This is a genomic window from Devosia equisanguinis (assembly GCF_900631955.1).
In the GTDB taxonomy this organism is placed as follows: Bacteria; Pseudomonadota; Alphaproteobacteria; order Rhizobiales; family Devosiaceae; genus Devosia; species Devosia equisanguinis.
Genome location: NZ_UZWD01000024.1, coordinates 15,943 through 33,297 on the forward strand (window position 1 = coordinate 15,943; position 17,355 = coordinate 33,297).

Annotated in this window: 15 protein-coding genes; 7 read left to right on the forward strand and 8 right to left on the reverse strand. The window is 61.8% G+C overall.

Annotated features, from left to right (window positions below; translation table 11 throughout):
• Together cueR and DEVEQU_RS09335 are read right to left on the reverse strand one after the other, a co-directional pair.
• Nucleotides 1-408, reverse strand: a complete 408-nt coding sequence (gene cueR, locus DEVEQU_RS09330) for a Cu(I)-responsive transcriptional regulator (RefSeq protein ID WP_126150299.1) — start codon at nt 406-408, stop codon at nt 1-3.
• Nucleotides 405-2,660 (reverse strand): heavy metal translocating P-type ATPase, encoded by a 2,256-nt coding sequence (locus tag DEVEQU_RS09335; RefSeq protein ID WP_126150300.1) that lies wholly within the window; start codon nt 2,658-2,660, stop codon nt 405-407. Before DEVEQU_RS09335 ends, cueR begins: the two co-directional genes overlap by 4 nt.
• Before the next feature lie 227 nt (nt 2,661-2,887).
• Between DEVEQU_RS09335 and DEVEQU_RS09340 the strand changes: the two genes are divergently transcribed.
• Complete coding sequence (locus DEVEQU_RS09340) at nt 2,888-3,610, forward strand: Crp/Fnr family transcriptional regulator (protein ID WP_126150301.1); 723 nt, start codon at nt 2,888-2,890, stop codon at nt 3,608-3,610.
• Nucleotides 3,611-3,634: 24 nt separating this feature from the next.
• On the opposite strand, the gene cydC is transcribed toward DEVEQU_RS09340, so the two are convergent.
• Together cydC and cydD are read right to left on the reverse strand one after the other, a co-directional pair.
• Nucleotides 3,635-5,293 (reverse strand): thiol reductant ABC exporter subunit CydC, encoded by a 1,659-nt coding sequence (cydC, locus tag DEVEQU_RS09345; RefSeq protein WP_126150302.1) that lies wholly within the window; start codon nt 5,291-5,293, stop codon nt 3,635-3,637.
• On the reverse strand, nt 5,290-7,011 hold the full coding sequence (gene cydD / locus DEVEQU_RS09350; RefSeq protein ID WP_206437820.1) for a thiol reductant ABC exporter subunit CydD: 1,722 nt from the start codon (nt 7,009-7,011) through the stop codon (nt 5,290-5,292). Before cydD ends, cydC begins: the two co-directional genes overlap by 4 nt.
• A 155-nt stretch (nt 7,012-7,166) precedes the next feature.
• On the opposite strand from cydD, the gene DEVEQU_RS09355 reads away from it, so the two are divergent.
• The 4 genes from DEVEQU_RS09355 (at nt 7,167) to DEVEQU_RS09370 (ending at nt 10,596) form a co-directional block, all read left to right on the forward strand.
• Nucleotides 7,167-8,771 carry a cytochrome ubiquinol oxidase subunit I gene (locus tag DEVEQU_RS09355; RefSeq protein WP_206437821.1) on the forward strand — a complete coding sequence of 535 codons (1,605 nt, stop codon included), beginning with the start codon at nt 7,167-7,169 and terminating at the stop codon, nt 8,769-8,771.
• Nucleotides 8,768-9,913, forward strand: coding sequence for a cytochrome d ubiquinol oxidase subunit II (gene cydB, locus DEVEQU_RS09360; protein WP_126150304.1), 1,146 nt, complete (start codon nt 8,768-8,770; stop codon nt 9,911-9,913). The genes DEVEQU_RS09355 and cydB overlap by 4 nt, the downstream gene beginning before the upstream one ends.
• Before the next feature lie 10 nt (nt 9,914-9,923).
• Entirely contained in the window at nt 9,924-10,061 is a 138-nt protein-coding gene (gene cydX / locus DEVEQU_RS09365; RefSeq protein ID WP_126150305.1) for a cytochrome bd-I oxidase subunit CydX, read from the forward strand.
• A 388-nt stretch (nt 10,062-10,449) separates the two neighbouring features.
• The gene (locus DEVEQU_RS09370; protein ID WP_126150306.1) at nt 10,450-10,596 is read left to right on the forward strand and encodes a DUF1127 domain-containing protein; all 147 of its coding nucleotides are present in this window, start codon (nt 10,450-10,452) and stop codon (nt 10,594-10,596) included.
• A 94-nt stretch (nt 10,597-10,690) separates the two neighbouring features.
• On the opposite strand, the gene DEVEQU_RS09375 is transcribed toward DEVEQU_RS09370, so the two are convergent.
• The 4 genes from DEVEQU_RS09375 to DEVEQU_RS09390 form a co-directional block, all read right to left on the reverse strand.
• A complete protein-coding gene (locus DEVEQU_RS09375; protein WP_126150307.1) occupies nt 10,691-11,038 on the reverse strand; it encodes a hypothetical protein in 348 nt (115 codons plus the stop codon).
• A gap of 71 nt (nt 11,039-11,109) precedes the next feature.
• Nucleotides 11,110-11,583 carry a Cys-tRNA(Pro) deacylase gene (ybaK, locus tag DEVEQU_RS09380; protein ID WP_126150308.1) on the reverse strand — a complete coding sequence of 158 codons (474 nt, stop codon included), beginning with the start codon at nt 11,581-11,583 and terminating at the stop codon, nt 11,110-11,112.
• A 168-nt stretch (nt 11,584-11,751) separates the two neighbouring features.
• Entirely contained in the window at nt 11,752-13,041 is a 1,290-nt protein-coding gene (gene rhaI, locus DEVEQU_RS09385; protein ID WP_126150309.1) for an L-rhamnose catabolism isomerase, read from the reverse strand.
• Between the two features lie 163 nt (nt 13,042-13,204).
• Complete coding sequence (locus tag DEVEQU_RS09390; protein WP_126150310.1) at nt 13,205-15,301, reverse strand: bifunctional rhamnulose-1-phosphate aldolase/short-chain dehydrogenase; 2,097 nt, start codon at nt 15,299-15,301, stop codon at nt 13,205-13,207.
• A gap of 181 nt (nt 15,302-15,482) precedes the next feature.
• Here DEVEQU_RS09390 and DEVEQU_RS09395 point away from each other — a divergent pair, with 181 nt between their 5' ends.
• Both DEVEQU_RS09395 and rhaS read left to right on the forward strand, forming a co-directional pair.
• Complete coding sequence (locus tag DEVEQU_RS09395) at nt 15,483-16,289, forward strand: DeoR/GlpR family DNA-binding transcription regulator (RefSeq protein WP_126150311.1); 807 nt, start codon at nt 15,483-15,485, stop codon at nt 16,287-16,289.
• A 39-nt stretch (nt 16,290-16,328) separates the two neighbouring features.
• A complete protein-coding gene (gene rhaS / locus DEVEQU_RS09400) occupies nt 16,329-17,315 on the forward strand; it encodes a rhamnose ABC transporter substrate-binding protein (protein WP_126150312.1) in 987 nt (328 codons plus the stop codon).
• Nucleotides 17,316-17,355: the final 40 nt, after the last annotated feature.

Sequence of the window (17,355 nt, forward strand, 5' to 3'; positions counted from 1 at the left end):
TCAATGTCCTTTCCTGGCCGGAGCGCCAGCGAGATCGTCGAGAATGGGGCAGTCGGGGCGGTTGTCGCCATGGCAGCAATGCACCAGATGGCTGAGGGTCTTCACCATGCCCTGCAGCTCGGCAATCTTGGTCTCCAGCGCCTCGATATGGGTGGAGGCAATGTCGCGGACCTCGGCGCTGGCCCGCGTCTTGTCGCGCCACAGTGCCAGTAGCGTGCCGGTTTCCTCAACCGAAAAGCCCAGAGTGCGGGCGCGCTTGATGAAACGCAGTACGTGCACTTCGTCATCGCCATAGACGCGATAATTGCTGTCGGTGCGGCGGGGGGCGCTGACGAGGCCGATCTGCTCGTAATAGCGGATCATCTTGGCCGAAACGCCCGACTGCTCGGCGGCTTCACCAATGTTCATCGCCCCACGCCTTTCACGCTGCGCAGACGTTGCGCATTGCCCACCACAAAGACCGACGACATGGCCATCGCGCCAGCGCCGATCATCGGCGACAACAGAATGCCGAAGGCGGGATAGAGTATGCCGGCCGCGATGGGGATGAGCAGGGCATTGTAGCCAAAAGCCCAGAACAGGTTTTCCCAGATGTTGCGCAATGTGGCCCGACTGACGGCCAGCGCGTCAAGAACCCTCCGCAGATCGCCACCCAATAGCACCACGTCGGCGCTTTCGATCGCCGCATCGGTGCCGTTGCCGACGGCGATGCCGACATCGGCCTCGGCCAGGGCCGGTGCATCGTTGATGCCGTCGCCGACATAGGCCACCAATCGATTGTCAGCACGCAAGGCCTTGATGGCGCGCACCTTGTCGGCCGGCAATACCTCGGCCTGCACCTCGTCAATGCCCAACTGGGCTGCGATTGCCCGGGCGGTGCGACTGTTGTCCCCCGAGATCATGGCCGTGCGCAGACCCATTGCATGCAGTGCCGCAATCACGGCCTTGCTCGAGGGCTTGATAGTGTCGGCGACCACGACGGCAGCGGCGAGCTTGTCGTCGATGGCGACAAAAACAGGCGTTTTGCCCTCGTCGGCAAGCCGTTCGATGTCCTTGGCGAAATCGGTGAAGTCGAGGTGCTGCATGTGTCGTTGTGCGCCGACGGCGACCAGCCGCCCATCGACCCGCGCGGTAACGCCGGTGCCGGGATTGGAGGAAAAGTCCGTGACCGTGCCCAAAACCAGCCCGGCTCTTTCCGCGGCAGCGACGATGGCAGTGGCGATCGGATGCTCCGAGCGCGCTTCGACCGCAGCGATGAGTGCCAGGACTTCGTCATGGCTAAAATCGTCATCGAGGATGAGATCGGTCAGCACCGGCTTGCCTTCGGTCAGGGTGCCGGTCTTGTCGAACGCCACGACTTGGGCATCACGCAATTGCTGCAGCGCCTCGGCCTTGCGGAACAGCACGCCCAACTGGGCGGCGCGGCCGGTGCCGACCATGATCGACATCGGCGTCGCCAAGCCCATGGCGCAGGGGCAGGCTATGATCATGACGGCGACGGCATTGACCAGACTGTAGCTGAGACGCGGCTCGGGCCCGACGAAGAACCAGACCAGGAAAGTCAGTACCGCAAGGCCGATGACGATGGGTACGAACCATGCGGTGATCCTGTCGACAACAGCCTGTATGGGCAGTTTGCCGCCCTGGGCGTCCTCCACCATGCGGATGATCTGCGCCAGCATGGTGTCGCCACCCACCTTGGTGGCGCGGAACCGGAAGCTGCCGGAGGTATTGAGCGTGCCGCCGACCACCACTGCGCCAACTGTCTTGGAGACAGGCAGCGGCTCGCCTGAGATCATCGACTCATCGATATGGCTGGCGCCCTCGACAATTTCGCCGTCCACCGCCACTTTCTCGCCCGGCCGCACCAAAATAATGTCGCCGACCCGCACATCCTCGACCGGCAGCTCCACAGTGATCCCCGCGCGCTCGACGCGCGCCGTTTTCGCCTGCTGCTGCACCAATTGGCGGATGGCCTGCCCGGTCCGCCCCTTGGCCAGAGCCTCAAGCCACCGCCCCACCAGGATCAGCGTCACGATGACGGCAGCGGCTTCGAAATACACGTAGCGCGTCTCGGCGGGAACCAGATGCGGGGCGAAGGTGACGACGCTGGAATAGAGCCAGGCCGCCCCGGCGCCCAACGCAACCAAGGAGTTCATCTCCGGCGCGCCGCGCAGCAAAGCAGGAATGCCCAGAGCAAAAAACCGGCGTCCCGGCACGAAAAGCACGATCGTGGACAACACGAAATAGGCGATATAGAGCCATTGCATTGGCACCGCGCCCATCAGCCAATGATGGAACGGCACATAGAGATGGCCTCCCATTTCGAGCACGAAAAGCGGCAGCGTCAGCAGCGCGGCGAGCATAACGTCGCGCTTGAGTATCGCGGCGTCCTCGTCGTGGTGATGGGCATGGTCGCGGCGGGGCGTTGCGACCGGGCGCAGGCTGGCCTTATAGCCCACCTTTTCCACTGCCTTGAGCAGGGCATCTGCATTGCCGCCGGAAACCGTAGCGCGTTCGGTCGCCAAATTGACCGATGCGGAGGTGACGCCATCCACCTTGAGCAGCGCTTTTTCCACCCGCGAAACGCAGGACGCGCAAGTCATGCCTTCGATGTCAAATGTGGCGGCGGCGGCAGGATTGGGGACGTGCTGGTTCATGGCTTTTTACCTCGTCCACCAGCATATAGACCTTCCAACGATGGGAAGGTCAATGGCTGTGTTTTGACTTTTCGCGGGGAGGCATCTGGTGGCATGCCAATGTCTTGACTTGCCTCGAAAACAGCATTTGCCGTGAATTCGACTGCGGCAGGTTGGCGCTGTGACAATCAATCTGCTTATAGTGCGAATGAGTCTGACCTATTTCTTGCGCTATCAGGAGCTTCCCCATGCAGACGGTTCGCAAGGATATTCACAATTCTGAAGTCCCGGTGTTGTGCCAGAGTTGCGAGGCGCGCCACCAGGGCATCTGCGGCGCGTTGAACGCCCAGCAATTGCTGGCGCTGTCCAAGACGACGCGGCGCGTACGCAAGGATGCAGGTGACGAGCTGATGGCCGATGCCATGCCCATCGCCAGCTTTGCCAATGTGCTGCGCGGCGTCATCAAGCTCACCAAGGTGCTTGAAGACGGTCGTCAGCAGGTGGTCGGCCTGCAATTTGCGCCCGATCTTCTCGGGCGTCCCTTCGCTGCGGAAAGTCGTGTGAGTGCGGAGGCGGCCTCGGAGGTCGATCTCTGTGTCATACCCAAGCCGGCGCTCGAATCGATCATGAAAGAAAGCGCGCCGCTCGAGCATCGGGTGATGATGCAGGCGCTGCGTGAACTCGATGAAGCCCGTGACTGGATGGTGACGCTGGGGCGCAAGAGCGCTTCGGAAAAGGTGGCGAGCTTCCTTTACCTCATCGCCACCCATATCGATCCGACTGTCGAGCAGCCCGAGACCAGCTTCGATCTGCCGCTCAGCCGTGCCGACATTGCCGATTTCCTCGGCCTCACCATCGAGACCGTCAGCCGGCAGATCAGCAAGCTCAAAGCCGATAATGTCATCGAGATCCTCAACTACCGTCATGTGACAGTGCCGGATTTGGCCCGCCTGCGCTTGCGCTGCGGCTGACGGGCCGGGCGTTTTACGCCTGTCCTAAGCGACGGTCAGTTCTCCGTTTTGCAGCGTGAGCACGCGGTCGACAGTGCCTTCGGGGATACTGGCGTGGGTAACCATGATCACCGTGCGACCATCGGTGCCGGTCGCCAGCGTCTGCATGAAGGCCTCCTCTGTCTGGCGGTCGAGCGCATCGGTAGGTTCGTCGAGCAACAGGACCGGCGCGTTCGAGACGAGGGCCCTGGCCAGGCAAAGCCGACGCACTTGCCCGACAGACAGGGTGCGCCCGGCTTCGCCGATAACGGTGTCGAGGCCCTTGGGCAGGGCGCGGACATAGGTGTCAAGCTGCGCTCTTTGCAGCGCTGACCATAAATCGTCTTCGCTGGCGTCCCATCGCCCGATCAACAGATTGTTGCGGATCGTATCGATGAACACCGGGCTGTCCTGGCTGAGCAGCGCCATATGGGCGTGAATGTCGGCGAGGCGCAGTTCGGTGAGTGCCACGCCGCCTATGCTGATCTGGCCAGCCTGAGGATCGAACAGACGCAGCAGCAGCTTGAGGATGGTCGACTTGCCGCCCCCGCTGGGTCCCACGATCGCGATCCTTTCACCGGGGAAAACGACGAAGGAGGCGTCTGCGAGCACCGGGGCGCCGCCATCATAGCTGAAGCCTATGCCCTCAAAAGCGATGGTGCCATCTTGGGGCAGGTCGCGCGGCGCCGCGGTTTCCATTACCGATGGCGCAATATCGGTCAGTGCCTGCAGACGCTCCGCAGCGGCCATTGCGCCGCTTGCCTTGCCGACGCTGCGCACGATCACCGCCGTCGCCTCAAAACTGCCGAGCACAGCAAGGAGCAGGCCGACCATGACCGGCCCCTCGATCTGACCGGCGTCCAGGGCGACGAGGCCGGCCCAGAGTGTGGCGACCAGGGCCACTGCGGCCAGCAATTGTACCGCCATGCCACCAAGTGTGGACAGACCTGCGAGGTGCAACCGCCAGTAACCGGCCGCGTCGACCGTCTCGGCGAACCGGTGCTGCGTGGTGCCGAGGGCCCCGAGTAAGTTGAGATCGGCCAGGCCACTGAGCCCGTCGAGCACACCCATCCGCATATCGGCATTGGCCGCCACGCTCTTCTGGCCGGCGCGACGTCCGACAGTGACCAAGGCCGTTGGCACGGCCAGCACCGCCAGCGCCATGGCCAGGCCATAGGGCAGCGCGGCGGCCGGCAACACGAAAGCCATGAGCACGGTCATGCCGGCGCCGATGAACATCGCCCCGAGCAACGGCCCGATCGCCACGAGAAACGCGGTGTCGAGCGCATCGACATCGGCTGTCAGGCGGCTCACAAGATCGCCATGCCGCAGCGAGCGATCCGGCAGCGGCAGGCGCGGGAACAGGGCCGCAAACAACCAGCCGCGCAGATCCGACAGCAGTTTTAGCGTCGCGTTATGCCCAACCAGCCGTTCGCCATAGCGCGCCAGGATGCGGATGAACGAAAAGCCACGAACCATTGCCGATGGCACGAAGAGATTGAAGGCGAGCCCCGCCGTGGTCAGCGCCGATGCGGTGATGAACCAGCCTGAGGTGCCCAGAAGCGCCACGCCGGACAGCAATGTGATGAGCGACAGCAGCAAGGCCAGCAAGAGCGACGGTGTGCGGCGCCGAAACAGCGGTGCAAAGGCGAGCAGGGCTTTCATGCCACATCCTTCTTTCTCTTGGCCAAGGCGGCAGTGAGCAATCGGCCCTCGGCGATGCGCCAGGATTTGTGCATCATCGCGGCGACCGCGGGCGAATGCGTGCCGACAATGAGCGTGCGGCCCCTGGCATAGTCGATGATCTCGCCCATGATCTCGGCCTCGAGTTCGGCATCGAGATGGGCCGTGGGCTCATCCAGCAGGATCAGCCCGGCATCGCGCAGGAAAACACGCGCCAAGGCGACGCGCTGCGCTTGGCCGCCGGAGAGGCCGGTCCCGTCCTCGCCGATCGGCGTGTCAAGCCCCAAGGGCAGGGCGGCGGCAAAGCCACTCACCCTGGCGCGCTCGGCGGCGCGTTCGATCTGTGCGCGGGTGGCGCCGGGACGTCCCAGCGCAATATTGTCGGCGATCGTGGCATGCACCAGACGCGGCTTTTGCGCCAGCAGGAAGGTGCGGCCGCGCAGTGCCGGCTCGGACCATGCCGCGAGCAACCGGCCCTCCAGCCTAACGTCCCCCTCATGCTCGCGCAGGCCGATGATGGCTTCAAGCAGTGTGGACTTCCCCGAGCCGCTGGGGCCGATGAGAGCGACGTGCTCGGCGGGTGCGATCGAGAGTGTGCAGTCGACAATGACCGCGCGCTGGCGATCCGGCGTCCGCAGGATCACCCCGGACAGCGCAACGCCGATGGCGCTTCCCGAAACCGGCGCAATATCGCTGAGCAGTGTTTCGGCCTCAGGCAGGGCCCCCAGCTGCCGCTCGATTTCTGCCAGTGCCGCCTTGGCGGCAGCGCGATCGTGGTAGTGGGCGGCAAGCAGGCGCAGCGGATTATAGACCTCGGGGGCCATCAGCAACAGGAAGATACCCAGCTGCAGCGTCAACGGACTGGTACGCAAATGCAGATAGTCGATGAAGGTCAGACCGACATAAAGCGCAATCCCGGCCACACCCAGTGCGGCAAAGAATTCCAGCACCGCAGACGACAGGAACGCGATGCGCAACACGCCCAGCGTACGCTGCCGCAGCGCGTCGCTCACCTCCACGATACTCTGGGTCTCTGCGTCAGCCCGGCCGGCAAGTTTCAGCGTCAACAGCCCCTTCAGCCGATCGGCGAACCGTCCAGACAGCCGGCTCAACGCCTGGGTCTGGCGATCTGTGGCGATTTGCGCCCCCCAGCCGACCAGCGCCATGAAGACCGGGATCAGCGGTGCGCTCACGAGGAACAGAGCCCCTGCCACCCAGTCCAGCGGCAAAATGATCGCGCCGAACACAAGCGGCAGCAGGGCGGCCTGCAGCGCGGCTGGAAGATAGCGAGCGAAGTAGGCGTCCAGTGCTTCCACCTGGTCGACGATCGCGGCTGAGGCGATGCCGGAAGGAGCGGTATCGGCAGCACGTGGGGACCGCGATAACAGCTTGCCGAACAGCGCTTTGCGCAGTTGTCGTTTGATCTGTTCGGCGCCGATGACACCGGCCTGTTCGCCGAGGGCGCCGATCGCAGCGCGCAATGCCAACAGCCCCAGAACCAGTCCGACCGATGGTAGCAATACCGCCGGCGGCTCCCCTGCTTCTATGGCACGGCCCAGAATGTCGGCCAGCAACCAGGCCTGCCAGACGAGCAAGCCGCCGCTGGCCAGCGGCGCGAGGATTGCGATCCAGATGGCGCCGCCACCTTGGCGCTGCAAGCGGCCCAAAGCGCGACCGGCGGCCTTTTCGTCGGGATTCAAGAGCGTGTCCTTTGGTTGGGCGTAGGATGCAATCTAGCGGCCGATCCCGGAAGCCGTCTTGATCTGAATCAAGGCCGTGATGTGTGGCGCGGGCTAAACAACCAACATTGGTGGCCCGAGTCTGGCCGCTGCAACACCGAGGCCCATATGCCATGATCGATATGCTCGTTGTCGATTTATCGCGGTGGCAGTTTGCTGCTACTGCGATGTACCACTTTATCTTCGTCCCGCTGACGCTGGGGCTGTCCTTCATGATGGCCATCATGGAAAGCGTCTATGTGATGACCGGCCGCCAGATCTGGCGGAAGGCCACCCTGTTCTGGGGCACGCTTTTCGGCATCAACTTCGCCATGGGTGTGGCCACCGGTATCGTGATGGAATTCCAGTTCGGCATGAACTGGAGCTATTACAGCCACTATGTCGGCGACATTTTCGGCGCGCCCCTGGCCATCGAAGGCCTGATGGCGTTTTTCCTGGAAGCCACCTTCATCGGGCTCTTCTTCTTCGGCTGGGATCGCCTTAGCAAGGTCGGCCATCTGATCGTGACCTGGCTCATGGCCCTCGGTGCCAATCTCTCGGCGCTTTGGATCCTGGTGGCCAATGGCTGGATGCAAAATCCGGTCGGCGCCAAGTTCAACCCCGACACGATGCGCATGGAAATCACCGATTTCATCGCGGTGATCTTCAATCCGGTCGCCCAGGCCAAGTTCGTGCACACGGTCAGCGCCGGCTATCTCACAGGCGCCGTCTTCGTGTTGGCCATTTCGGCGCTCTTCCTGGCCCAGGGCAAGCATGTCGAGCTCGCCAAGCGCTCGGCCGTGGTGGCGGCCAGCTTTGGCCTCGCCTCGGCGCTTTCGGTCGTGGTTCTGGGTGACGAGAGTGGCTATGTCGCGACCGAGCACCAGATGATGAAGATCGCCGCGCTCGAGGCCATGTACGAAACCGAACCGGCTCCTGCTCCCTGGACCCTGATCGGTCTACCCGGCCAGGACGGCAAGCTCGGTTTCCACATCTCGGTTCCGTGGGTTGGCGGGCTCATCACCACCCGTTCGCTCGACAAGCCGCTTCCGGGTATCGAAGAGCTGGTGGGCCGGGCCGAAGATCGCATCCGCTCGGGTATCGTCGCCTATACGGCGCTGCAGCAGATCCGCGCCGACGGCACAAACCAAGAGGCTCGCGCCACTTTCGAAGAATACTGGCCTGACCTGGGTTATGGCCTGCTGCTCAAGAAGTATCGCACCGATGTCGAGAACGCGACCGACGAAGAGATCGTCATGGCCGCCAATGACACCGTGCCGGGCGTCTGGCCGCTGTTCTGGACCTTCCGCCTGATGATGGGGCTGGGCTTCTTCTACATCGCCTTCTTCGCGGTCTGGTTCTATCGCGCCTCGCGCGGTTGGATTGACACCAACAAGAAGCTTCTGTGGTTCAGCTTCATCACCCTGCCGCTGCCTTGGCTGGCCATTGAAAGCGGCTGGTTCATTGCCGAATTCGGCCGTCAGCCCTGGGTGGTTGAAGGAGTTCTGCCCACCTTCTACGCGGCGTCGGGTCTTACCGTGCTCGATCTCGTATTGTCGCTGAGCTTCTTCGTTCTGCTCTACACCGTCTTGCTCGTCATCATGGTCATTCTGATGATCAAGGTGATCAAGGCCGGCCCCAAGGACAAGCTTTTCGATGGCGAAACCGCGGGTGACGACCAGGACGACTTCGTGATTGCCGCACTTCCCGCCACCCCAGCAACCAAGGAGCTCGGATCGTGAGCACCATTCCCCTCGATTATGAAACGCTGCGGCTGATCTGGTGGCTGCTGCTCGGCGTGCTGCTCATCGGCTTCGCCATCATGGGCGGCCGCGACATGGGCGTGGGGGCATTGCTGCCCTTCGCCGCCAAGACCGACGAGGAACGCCGGGTTCTGCTCAACCTCATCGGGCCCACCTGGGAAGGTAACCAGGTGTGGCTGATCCTGGGCGGCGGCGCCATTTTCGCCGCCTTCCCGCCGCTCTATGCGGTGAGCTTCTCGGGCTTCTACCTGGCCATGATGGTCATCCTTCTGGCGCTGATCCTGCGGCCTGTCGGCTTCAAGTTCCGCGGCAAGATCGAAGATCCGCGCTGGCGCAACACCTGGGACTGGGGCCTGTTCATCGGCGGCTTCGTGCCTGCTCTGATCATGGGCGTCGCCGTTGGCAATGTGCTGCTCGGGGCCCCCTTCCACATCGACGACACCATGCGCATCTTCTACACCGGAAACTTCTTCCAGCTGCTGATGCCCTTTGCGCTGCTCGCCGGTCTTGTCAGCGTCGGTATGATCGTCACCCATGGTGCGACGCTCATCGTGGGCCGCACCGAGGGCGTCATCGCCGAACGTGCCCGCACGATCGGCATCTGGTCGGGCCTCGTCACTGCGGCACTCTTCGCTCTGGGTGGCGTCTGGCTTGCCTTCATGAACGGCTATGTCGTCACCAGTGTCATCGACCCAAATGCCCCGATCAACCCGCTGAGCAAGACCGTTGAACTGGTGCAGGGTGGATGGCTCCGCAACTACGGCACCTATCCCTGGATGATCGCCGCGCCGGTGCTTGGCCTGGCTGGCATGCTGGTCGCCGTTCTGGCCCTCAACCTGCGGATGAAGTGGCTGGCCTATCTGGCCACTAGCGGCGGTATCTTCGGAATCGTCTCGACAGCGGGCCTGTCGATCTTCCCCTTCTTCCTGCCCTCGTCGACCGTGCCCAATTCGGGCCTGACCCTGTGGGATGCCTCGTCGAGCCATATGACGCTGTTCATCATGCTGGTGGTGACGGTGATCTTCCTGCCCATCATCATCGGCTATACCGCCTGGGTGTTCCGCGTGATGCGCGGCACGGTCACCCCGCAGACGCTCGGCAAAAACCCCAACGCCTACTAGGAGAAAAGACATGTGGTATTTCTCGTGGATCCTGGGCCTGGGCCTGGCCTGCACGTTCGGCATCCTCAACGCCATGTGGTTCGAGATGCGCGAAGACCGGCGCATCGCGCGCGAACGTGGTCGTGAGGCTGTCGAAGCCGCCAAATAGGTCCTGCGATGACAAAGAATGGGCCGGGTGCTGTCCGCAGCGCCCGGCCCATTCTCATTTGACATGCCGTTTTTCCATGCAAACATCGGATTTGGGCGGCGTAGCCGCTCAGCCATCCCGCGTCGCATGCATGGCTCTTTACCGGTTGGTCAAAATTTTAAATATCGACCGACAATGCGGTTCTGCCGAAAAATATCGAGCACTAACATATCGTTAGAGCGATGGGTGTCGTGCCCAACGTGCCACTCTCTCGCCATCTGTGTGAACGGCTTGTGAACCATATGCCTGTTTTGGATGCACTCAGTGCATAACGGATGTGCAGCAAGGCTATCTACTAATCACGACGGGTTGGGTCTACATAGGGGTCATCAAACGAAGGGGAACCGAAATGAACATTGCAAAGAAGCTTGCCGACTACGCCCGTTACCAGCGCACCCTGCGCGAGCTGAACAATCTCGACGCTCGTCAGCTGAACGATCTGGGCATCACCAAGGGCGACATCAAGAACATCGCTCGCGGCACCTACGTCGCCTAAGCGACGCGACTATCTGAAATGTCCGACGAAGGCGTCCAACAGGGCGCCTTTTGTCGTTTCTGGACCCTGGCTGCCCGGCGCCAGGCCCGGGCCGTCAGTTGGTGATTGAATAGGTCATCACCATGCCCGGCGTCAGCACCATCCGCTCATAGGCCTCGCCGCCGGCATATTTGCCGCCGCCGACATCCCAGCATCCCGCTGAAAGCGTGAACTGGCGTTGGCCCCCAGGCGGAATGGCCTCATTCTGGCCGAGCCTGTTGAAGCCGTAAGTGAAGTTGTCGCAAGCCGAGATCACCACGGCGTCGAGATAGCCGCTGGTGGCATTGTTGATAACAAGCGTCGCGGTCGGCTCGCCTGGTCGCACCAGGTCACCGCCGGTGACGCTGCACCCCGCCAGCATTGCGCCAGCCATAGCTACCGCGCCGAGTTTGCAGATATTCATTTGAGCATCTCTCCCAGAAGATGCCCCACGCTAGACTTGCCGGATTCAGCGTAAAATCCCTGAACAGGGGGTCAGCGCACAATGTCGGCGGTGACACAGCCGAGCGCTTTGATCAAGTCTGACGGGCGGATGCGGATCTGCAGGCCCCGCTGGCCGCCATTGAGGAATATTTCGTCATAGAGCTCGGCGAGTTCGTCCAGCGCCGTCGGTACCAGCTTCCGTTGGCCCAGCGGACTGATGCCCCCCACCTTATATCCGGTGAGCCGCTCCGCATCGGCCGGCTTCATCATATGCGCCGATTTGCCGCCAAGCGCCGCCGCGAGCTTTTTCATGTTCACTTCTTCGTCCGAAGGCACGATGGCGCAGACCGGCTTACCGTCGAGCTCAGCCATCAGCGTCTTGAACACTTCAGACGGCGATACGCCCATCGCCTCCGCAGCCTGCAATCCGACGCGCTCGGCATTGGGGTCATAGTCATAGTGGGCCAGCGTGAACTGAACACCGGCTTTGGCAAGGGCGAGCGTGGCGGGCGTGGTCTTGGACATGATGCTGTTTTACGACAAGCCCGGGAAAGCTCAAGAGTACCCCCACCCCACCTCCCCCTGAATAGGGGGAGGGGTCTGCCGGTGTCTGCTGCCCGAGCTGGGCCAGGCCCGATGCGCTCCTTTTCCTGTTTGAGGAGGAGGTCGGGTGGGGGGCTGCTAAATTTCAGCTCAGACGATGCCGCTTGAACCGGCTTCGATTTCAGGGCGGATTTCGGCGACTTTGGCGCGATAGCCGGCGGCGCGATAGGTTGCGAGCGGATCAATCGCACCGCCTTGTTCCAGGCGTGCCATGGACAGGATCGGTTCGACATCGGTGCGGAAGGCGCGACGCAGTTCCTGGGTGGCCGCTAGGGCATCGTTTGCCTCCTGCGCGGCCTTGAGCGCCTGGCGGTCCACCAGCAGAGCCTGGGCATAGGCGCGCTGCACATCGGCGGCGGAGAGCATCAGCGACTCGATGGGGTCGGTGACATTGTGCGACTGGTCGAGCATGTGGGCGGGCGCGAAATCAGCATCGCGGCTTTCGGCATCCACCAGTTCGTTGAAGACGAGGAACAGGCGGAACGGGTCGATGGAGCCGGCGTCGAGATCGTCGTCGCCATATTTGCTGTCGTTGAAGTGGAAGCCGCCGAGCTTGCCGAACTGGGCCAGACGGGCAACGATCATCTCGATATTGACGTTGGGCGCATGGTGGCCGAGATCGACAAGGCAGAAGGCTTTGTCACCCAGCTCCTTGGAGATGAGGTAATTGGTGCCCCAGTCCTGTACGACCGTCGAATAGAAGGCCGGCTCATACATCTTGTGTTCGGTGAATATCCGCCAGTCCTCGGGCAGGGCGGCATAGATGGACTTCATCGAGTCGAGATAATGCTCGAACTGACTGGTGAAGTTGACCTGGCCGGGGAAGTTGGAGCCATCACCGATCCAGACAGTCAGCGCCTTGGAGCCGATGGTCTTGCCTATTTCGATACATTCGAGATTGTGCTCGATGGCCTGGTTGCGGGTGGCGGCGTCAGCTGCCGAAAGCGAGCCGAACTTGTAGCTCTGCAACTGGCCCTTGGCGTCGGCAAAGGTGTTGGAATTCATGGCGTCGAAGCCAAGATTGAACCGGCTCGCCGCCTGCTTCAGCCGGTTCGGATCGGCCTTGTCCCACGGAATATGCAGCGACACGGTTCGCGTCGCCTGCGTCAACTGGGCGATAACGGCGCAGTCTTCGATCTTGTCAAAGATATCGCGCGGCTCGCCTTTGCCGGGAAAGCGGGCAAAGCGCGTGCCGCCGGTGCCGACGCCCCAGGAGGGTACGGCGACGGAGAAGGCGGCGACCTTGGATTTGATGGCGTCAATGGCGATGCCGCGCCTGTCGAGGCGTTCGCCCAGCGTATCATAGTCGACATTGAGATCGGCCGCACGAGACGCATTCTCGGCTTCGATGATGGATGGATCGATGATGTGTTCGGTCATTTTTGTTCCTCCTGGGACGTCCCCTTCACCCGTCTCGGCCTCCGGCCGATCCACCCTCTCCCCTAGTGGGAGAGGAATAAGAGGCGGACACCGGACTATTCTTCTCCCTCTTGGGGAGAAGGTGGCGCGAAGCGCCGGATGAGGGGCTCTTCCGTTCTGTTATTTACCTTGGGAACGACTGCTGGTTGCCGGCGTCGACATTGAGGATATTGCCGGTGGATTTGGCCGATGCCTCGCTGGCGAAGAAATAGATCGCTTCGGCGATGTCTTCGGGGAAAACGCTCCGCTTCAGCATTGAACGCTGGCGGTACATTTCCTCAAGGCCATCCTTGTCGGTCTTGTAGGTCGAGGCGCGCTGTTCGAGCCATTCGCCGGCCCAGATCTTGGAGCCGCGCAGCACGGCGTCGGGATTGACGACGTTGACGCGGATCTGCGCTTCGGCGCCTTCAAGCGCGAGGCAGCGGGCGAGATGGATCTCGGCGGCCTTAGCGGTGCAATAGGCGGCGGCATTGGGAGATGCGGCGAGGCCGTTCTTACTGGCCACGAAGACGACATTGCCGCCGATCTTCTGCTGGCGGAACAGGCGGAAGGCCTCGCGGCTGACGAGGAAATAGCCCGTGGAAAGAATGTCCATATTCTTGTTCCACAGCTCCAGCGAGGTCTCCTCGATGGGTGCGGAGGAGGCGAGGCCGGCATTGGACACGAGAATATCGAGGCCGCCGAATTCGACTATGGCATGGGCGAAGCCGGAAAGGACCTGGTCTTCCCTGGTGACATTGATATTGACCGGACGAACGAAGTCGGCGCCGAAGACGCCGGAGAGTTCGGCGGTGGCACTGTCGAGCGCGGTCTGGTCGATATCGGCGAGGACGACGCAGGCGCCTTCGCGGAGGAGACGGGCAGCGGTCGCCTTGCCAATGCCGCCGGCGCCGCCGGTAACCAGGGCAATCTTGCCAGCGAGCGATTTCGGCTTGGGCATGCGCTGTAACTTGGCTTCTTCAAGCAGCCAGTACTCGATGTCGAAGGCTTCCTGCTCGGGCAGGCCCTGATATTCCGAAACGGTCGAGGCGCCGCGCATCACATTGATGGCGTTGACATAGAATTCGCCGGAAATACGGGCTGTCGCCTTGTCCTTGGCAAAGGTGATCATGCCGACACCGGGGATCAGGTAGACCACGGCGTTGGGATCGCGGATGGCCGGCGAATTTTCGTGCTTGCAGCGCTCGTAATAGGCGGCGTAGTCGGCGCGATAGTCGGCGATTTGGCTATCTAGACCGGCGATGACGGCATCGACATCCGGATTGGCGGGATCGAAGTCCACGACCAGCGGACGAATCTTGGTGCGCAGGAAGTGGTCGGGGCAGGAGGTGCCGAGAGCCGCCAGGGGCCGCAGGTTCTTGGAATTGACGAATTCGAGCACGGCAGCCGAGTCATCGAAGTGGCCAAGCTTGTGGCTGTCTTCGGAAATGAAGCCGCGAATCTTCGGCATTAGCTTGGCGGCTATCGCGCGACGGGCGTCGGCATCGAGAGACTGGGTCGCGGCACCACCAAAGATGGTCTTGCCCTCAGTCTGCTGCTCGAACCATTCGATCGCCTGATTGATGATGCGGATCGTAGTTTCGTAGCATGCCTTGGGCGTATTGCCCCAGGTAAAGAGACCGTGGGATTCGAGGATCACGCCTTCGGCATTCGGATTCTCGAGACAGAACTTTTCCAGCCACAGGCCAAGCTCGAAACCCGGCTTCTTCCAGGGAAGCCAGCCGATGGTGTCGCCGAAAATCTGCTGTGTCAGTTCTTTGGAATTCTTCGAAGCGGCAATAGCGATGATCGCGTCCGGGTGCATGTGATCGACATAGGGACGATTCACATAGGCATGCAGGGGCGTGTCGATGGAGGATGCGCGGGGATTGAGATTGAAGGTGGCGTGGGGGAGGTAGCCCACCATCTCGTCTTCGAATTCGACGCCGCGATAAAGCCCCTTCAGTGCGCGCAGCTTGTCCATGTAGAGGGTCGCAAACCCATCGAGCTTGATCGAGGCATTGTCGCCGCCCGAGCCCTTGACCCACAAAACCTCGACCGTCTCGCCGGTCAGCGGGTCCTTTTGCATGATCTTGGACGAGGTATTACCACCGCCATAATTGGTGACACGCTTGTCCGAACCGAGCAGGTTGGAGCGGTAGACCAGACGCTCGGGCTCGCTCATCGACGCGGCCTTGGCGTCGTCCCACTTGTTTTCAAGGCGCTTGGGCGCGGTGGACATCGGGTTCCTCCCAATAGAAAAGGCAGACGGTAGCGGTCGCGACATGGCCATATCCTTCGTCGCGCTGTCAATCAGAAACGATCATATTTCGTCATTTATGCGTGAAATTGACGATAACAGGCATTTTGATGATTGACACTGCTTGGCAATGATGGAAGCAAATGGTTTAGGGAGAAGCATCTTGCACGAAACCGAGCGTCATCGCGTCATACTGTCTGCCGTTCAGGGCCGCCCCGTCGTGACGGTGCCCGAGCTGTGCGACATGACGGGATCTTCGGAGGCAACCATACGCCGCGACATTGCGGCGCTGCATGTTCAGGGCAAGTTGCGGCGGGTGCGGGGCGGCGCGGAGGCGATCAATCCACCTGCGCAGGGCGGGCTTATGGGGCGACCCGCTTCGGTCAACGAAACGCTCAATATCGCGCAGAAGCGCGCAATCGCGCGTGTCGCTGCCGAGATGTGCAATGACGGCGAACCCATCATCATCAATGGTGGCACGACGACCTATCAGATGGTGCACCATCTGGCCGGCAAGCGCTTGAGCGTTTTTACCAATAGCTTCGCCATTGCCGAATTTCTCATCCATAATTCGCGAAACTCGGTCGTCATCCCCGGTGGCACGATCTACCGCGAGCAAAACGTCATCCTCTCGCCCTTCGGCGGTGTGGTGGCGAGCCACTTTTATGCCAAGCGCATGTTCATCGGCTGCCAGGGCATTGGTGCCCACGGCCTGATGGAGGCCGATCCCATGCTGGTGCAGTCCGAACTGGGGCTGATCGGGCAGGCGGACGAGCTGATCGTCCTGGCAGATTCATCGAAATTTTCGGGACGCTCGAGCCTCATCCTTTGCGGGCTCGACCGAATTGCCGCCGTCATTACCGATAGCGGCATCCGCGACGAGGACCGTCAGATGCTGGAAACGGCAGGTGTGCGGCTCATCGTGGCGGAGGCGACTGCCCAGGCCCACACGCAAGCCACGGTGGCCTGACGACCAAGCCTAAATCAACCACTGTTCAGGGAGGAACTCATGAAACTTTGGAAACTGCTCGCCGCAACGGCGACTGCTGCTGTGCTCATGGCAACGCCGGCGCTCGCCCAAACCCGCATTGCGCTGGTCGTGAAGTCGCTCGGCAACGGCTTCTTCGACGCCGCGGCCAAGGGCGCCCAGGAAGCGGCTACCGAATTGGGTGACGTTGAAGTCATCTATACCGGCCCGACCGCCGCTACCGCCGAAGCGCAAATCGAAGTCGTTAACGCGCTGATCGCCCAGCAGGTCGATGCTATCGCGATCTCCGCTAACGATCCCGACGCGCTTGTCCCCGCCCTGCAGCGTGCCATGGAGCGCGGCATCAAGGTGATTTCGTGGGATTCCGGCGTCGCCCAGGAAGGCCGCCAGCTTCACCTCAACCCGTCCGATGTGAACCTGATCGGCGAGACCATCATCAAGCTGGCCGCCGACTATCTGCCGGACGGTGGCGATGTCGCTATTCTCTCTGCCGCCTCGACCGCAACCAACCAGAACGCCTGGATCGCAGCCGCCAAGGCTGCAATCCCGGAGAAATTCCCGAACATCAACCTCGTTGCCACTGTTTATGGCGACGATGACTCGGTGAAGTCCACCGAAGAGGCTCGTGGCCTCATCGCTGCCTATCCGGATCTCAAGGCCATTATTGCCCCGACCACCGTTGGTGTCGTGGCTGCTGCGCAGGTGGTGACCGACCAGAACCTGATCGGCAAGATCAACGTCACCGGTCTGGCTCTGCCGTCCGAGTTCAAGCAGTTCATCGACAATGGCGCGAGCCAGGCCGTGGCGCTGTGGAACCCGATCGATCTGGGCTATTCGGCCGTGTACCTGGCCAAGGCGCTGGTCGACGGTGAAGAAGCCAAGCCTGGTGCGACCTTCTCAATCGGCCATGTCGGCGAAGTGACGCTGGACGACACCAACTCGGCTGCCATGGCCGCGCCGTTCCAGTTCGACAAGTCCAATATCGAAGAGTTCTCGAAGATCTACTGAGGCGCTTCAGGAGCGGGGGTAAGCTCCCGCTCCGTCCACG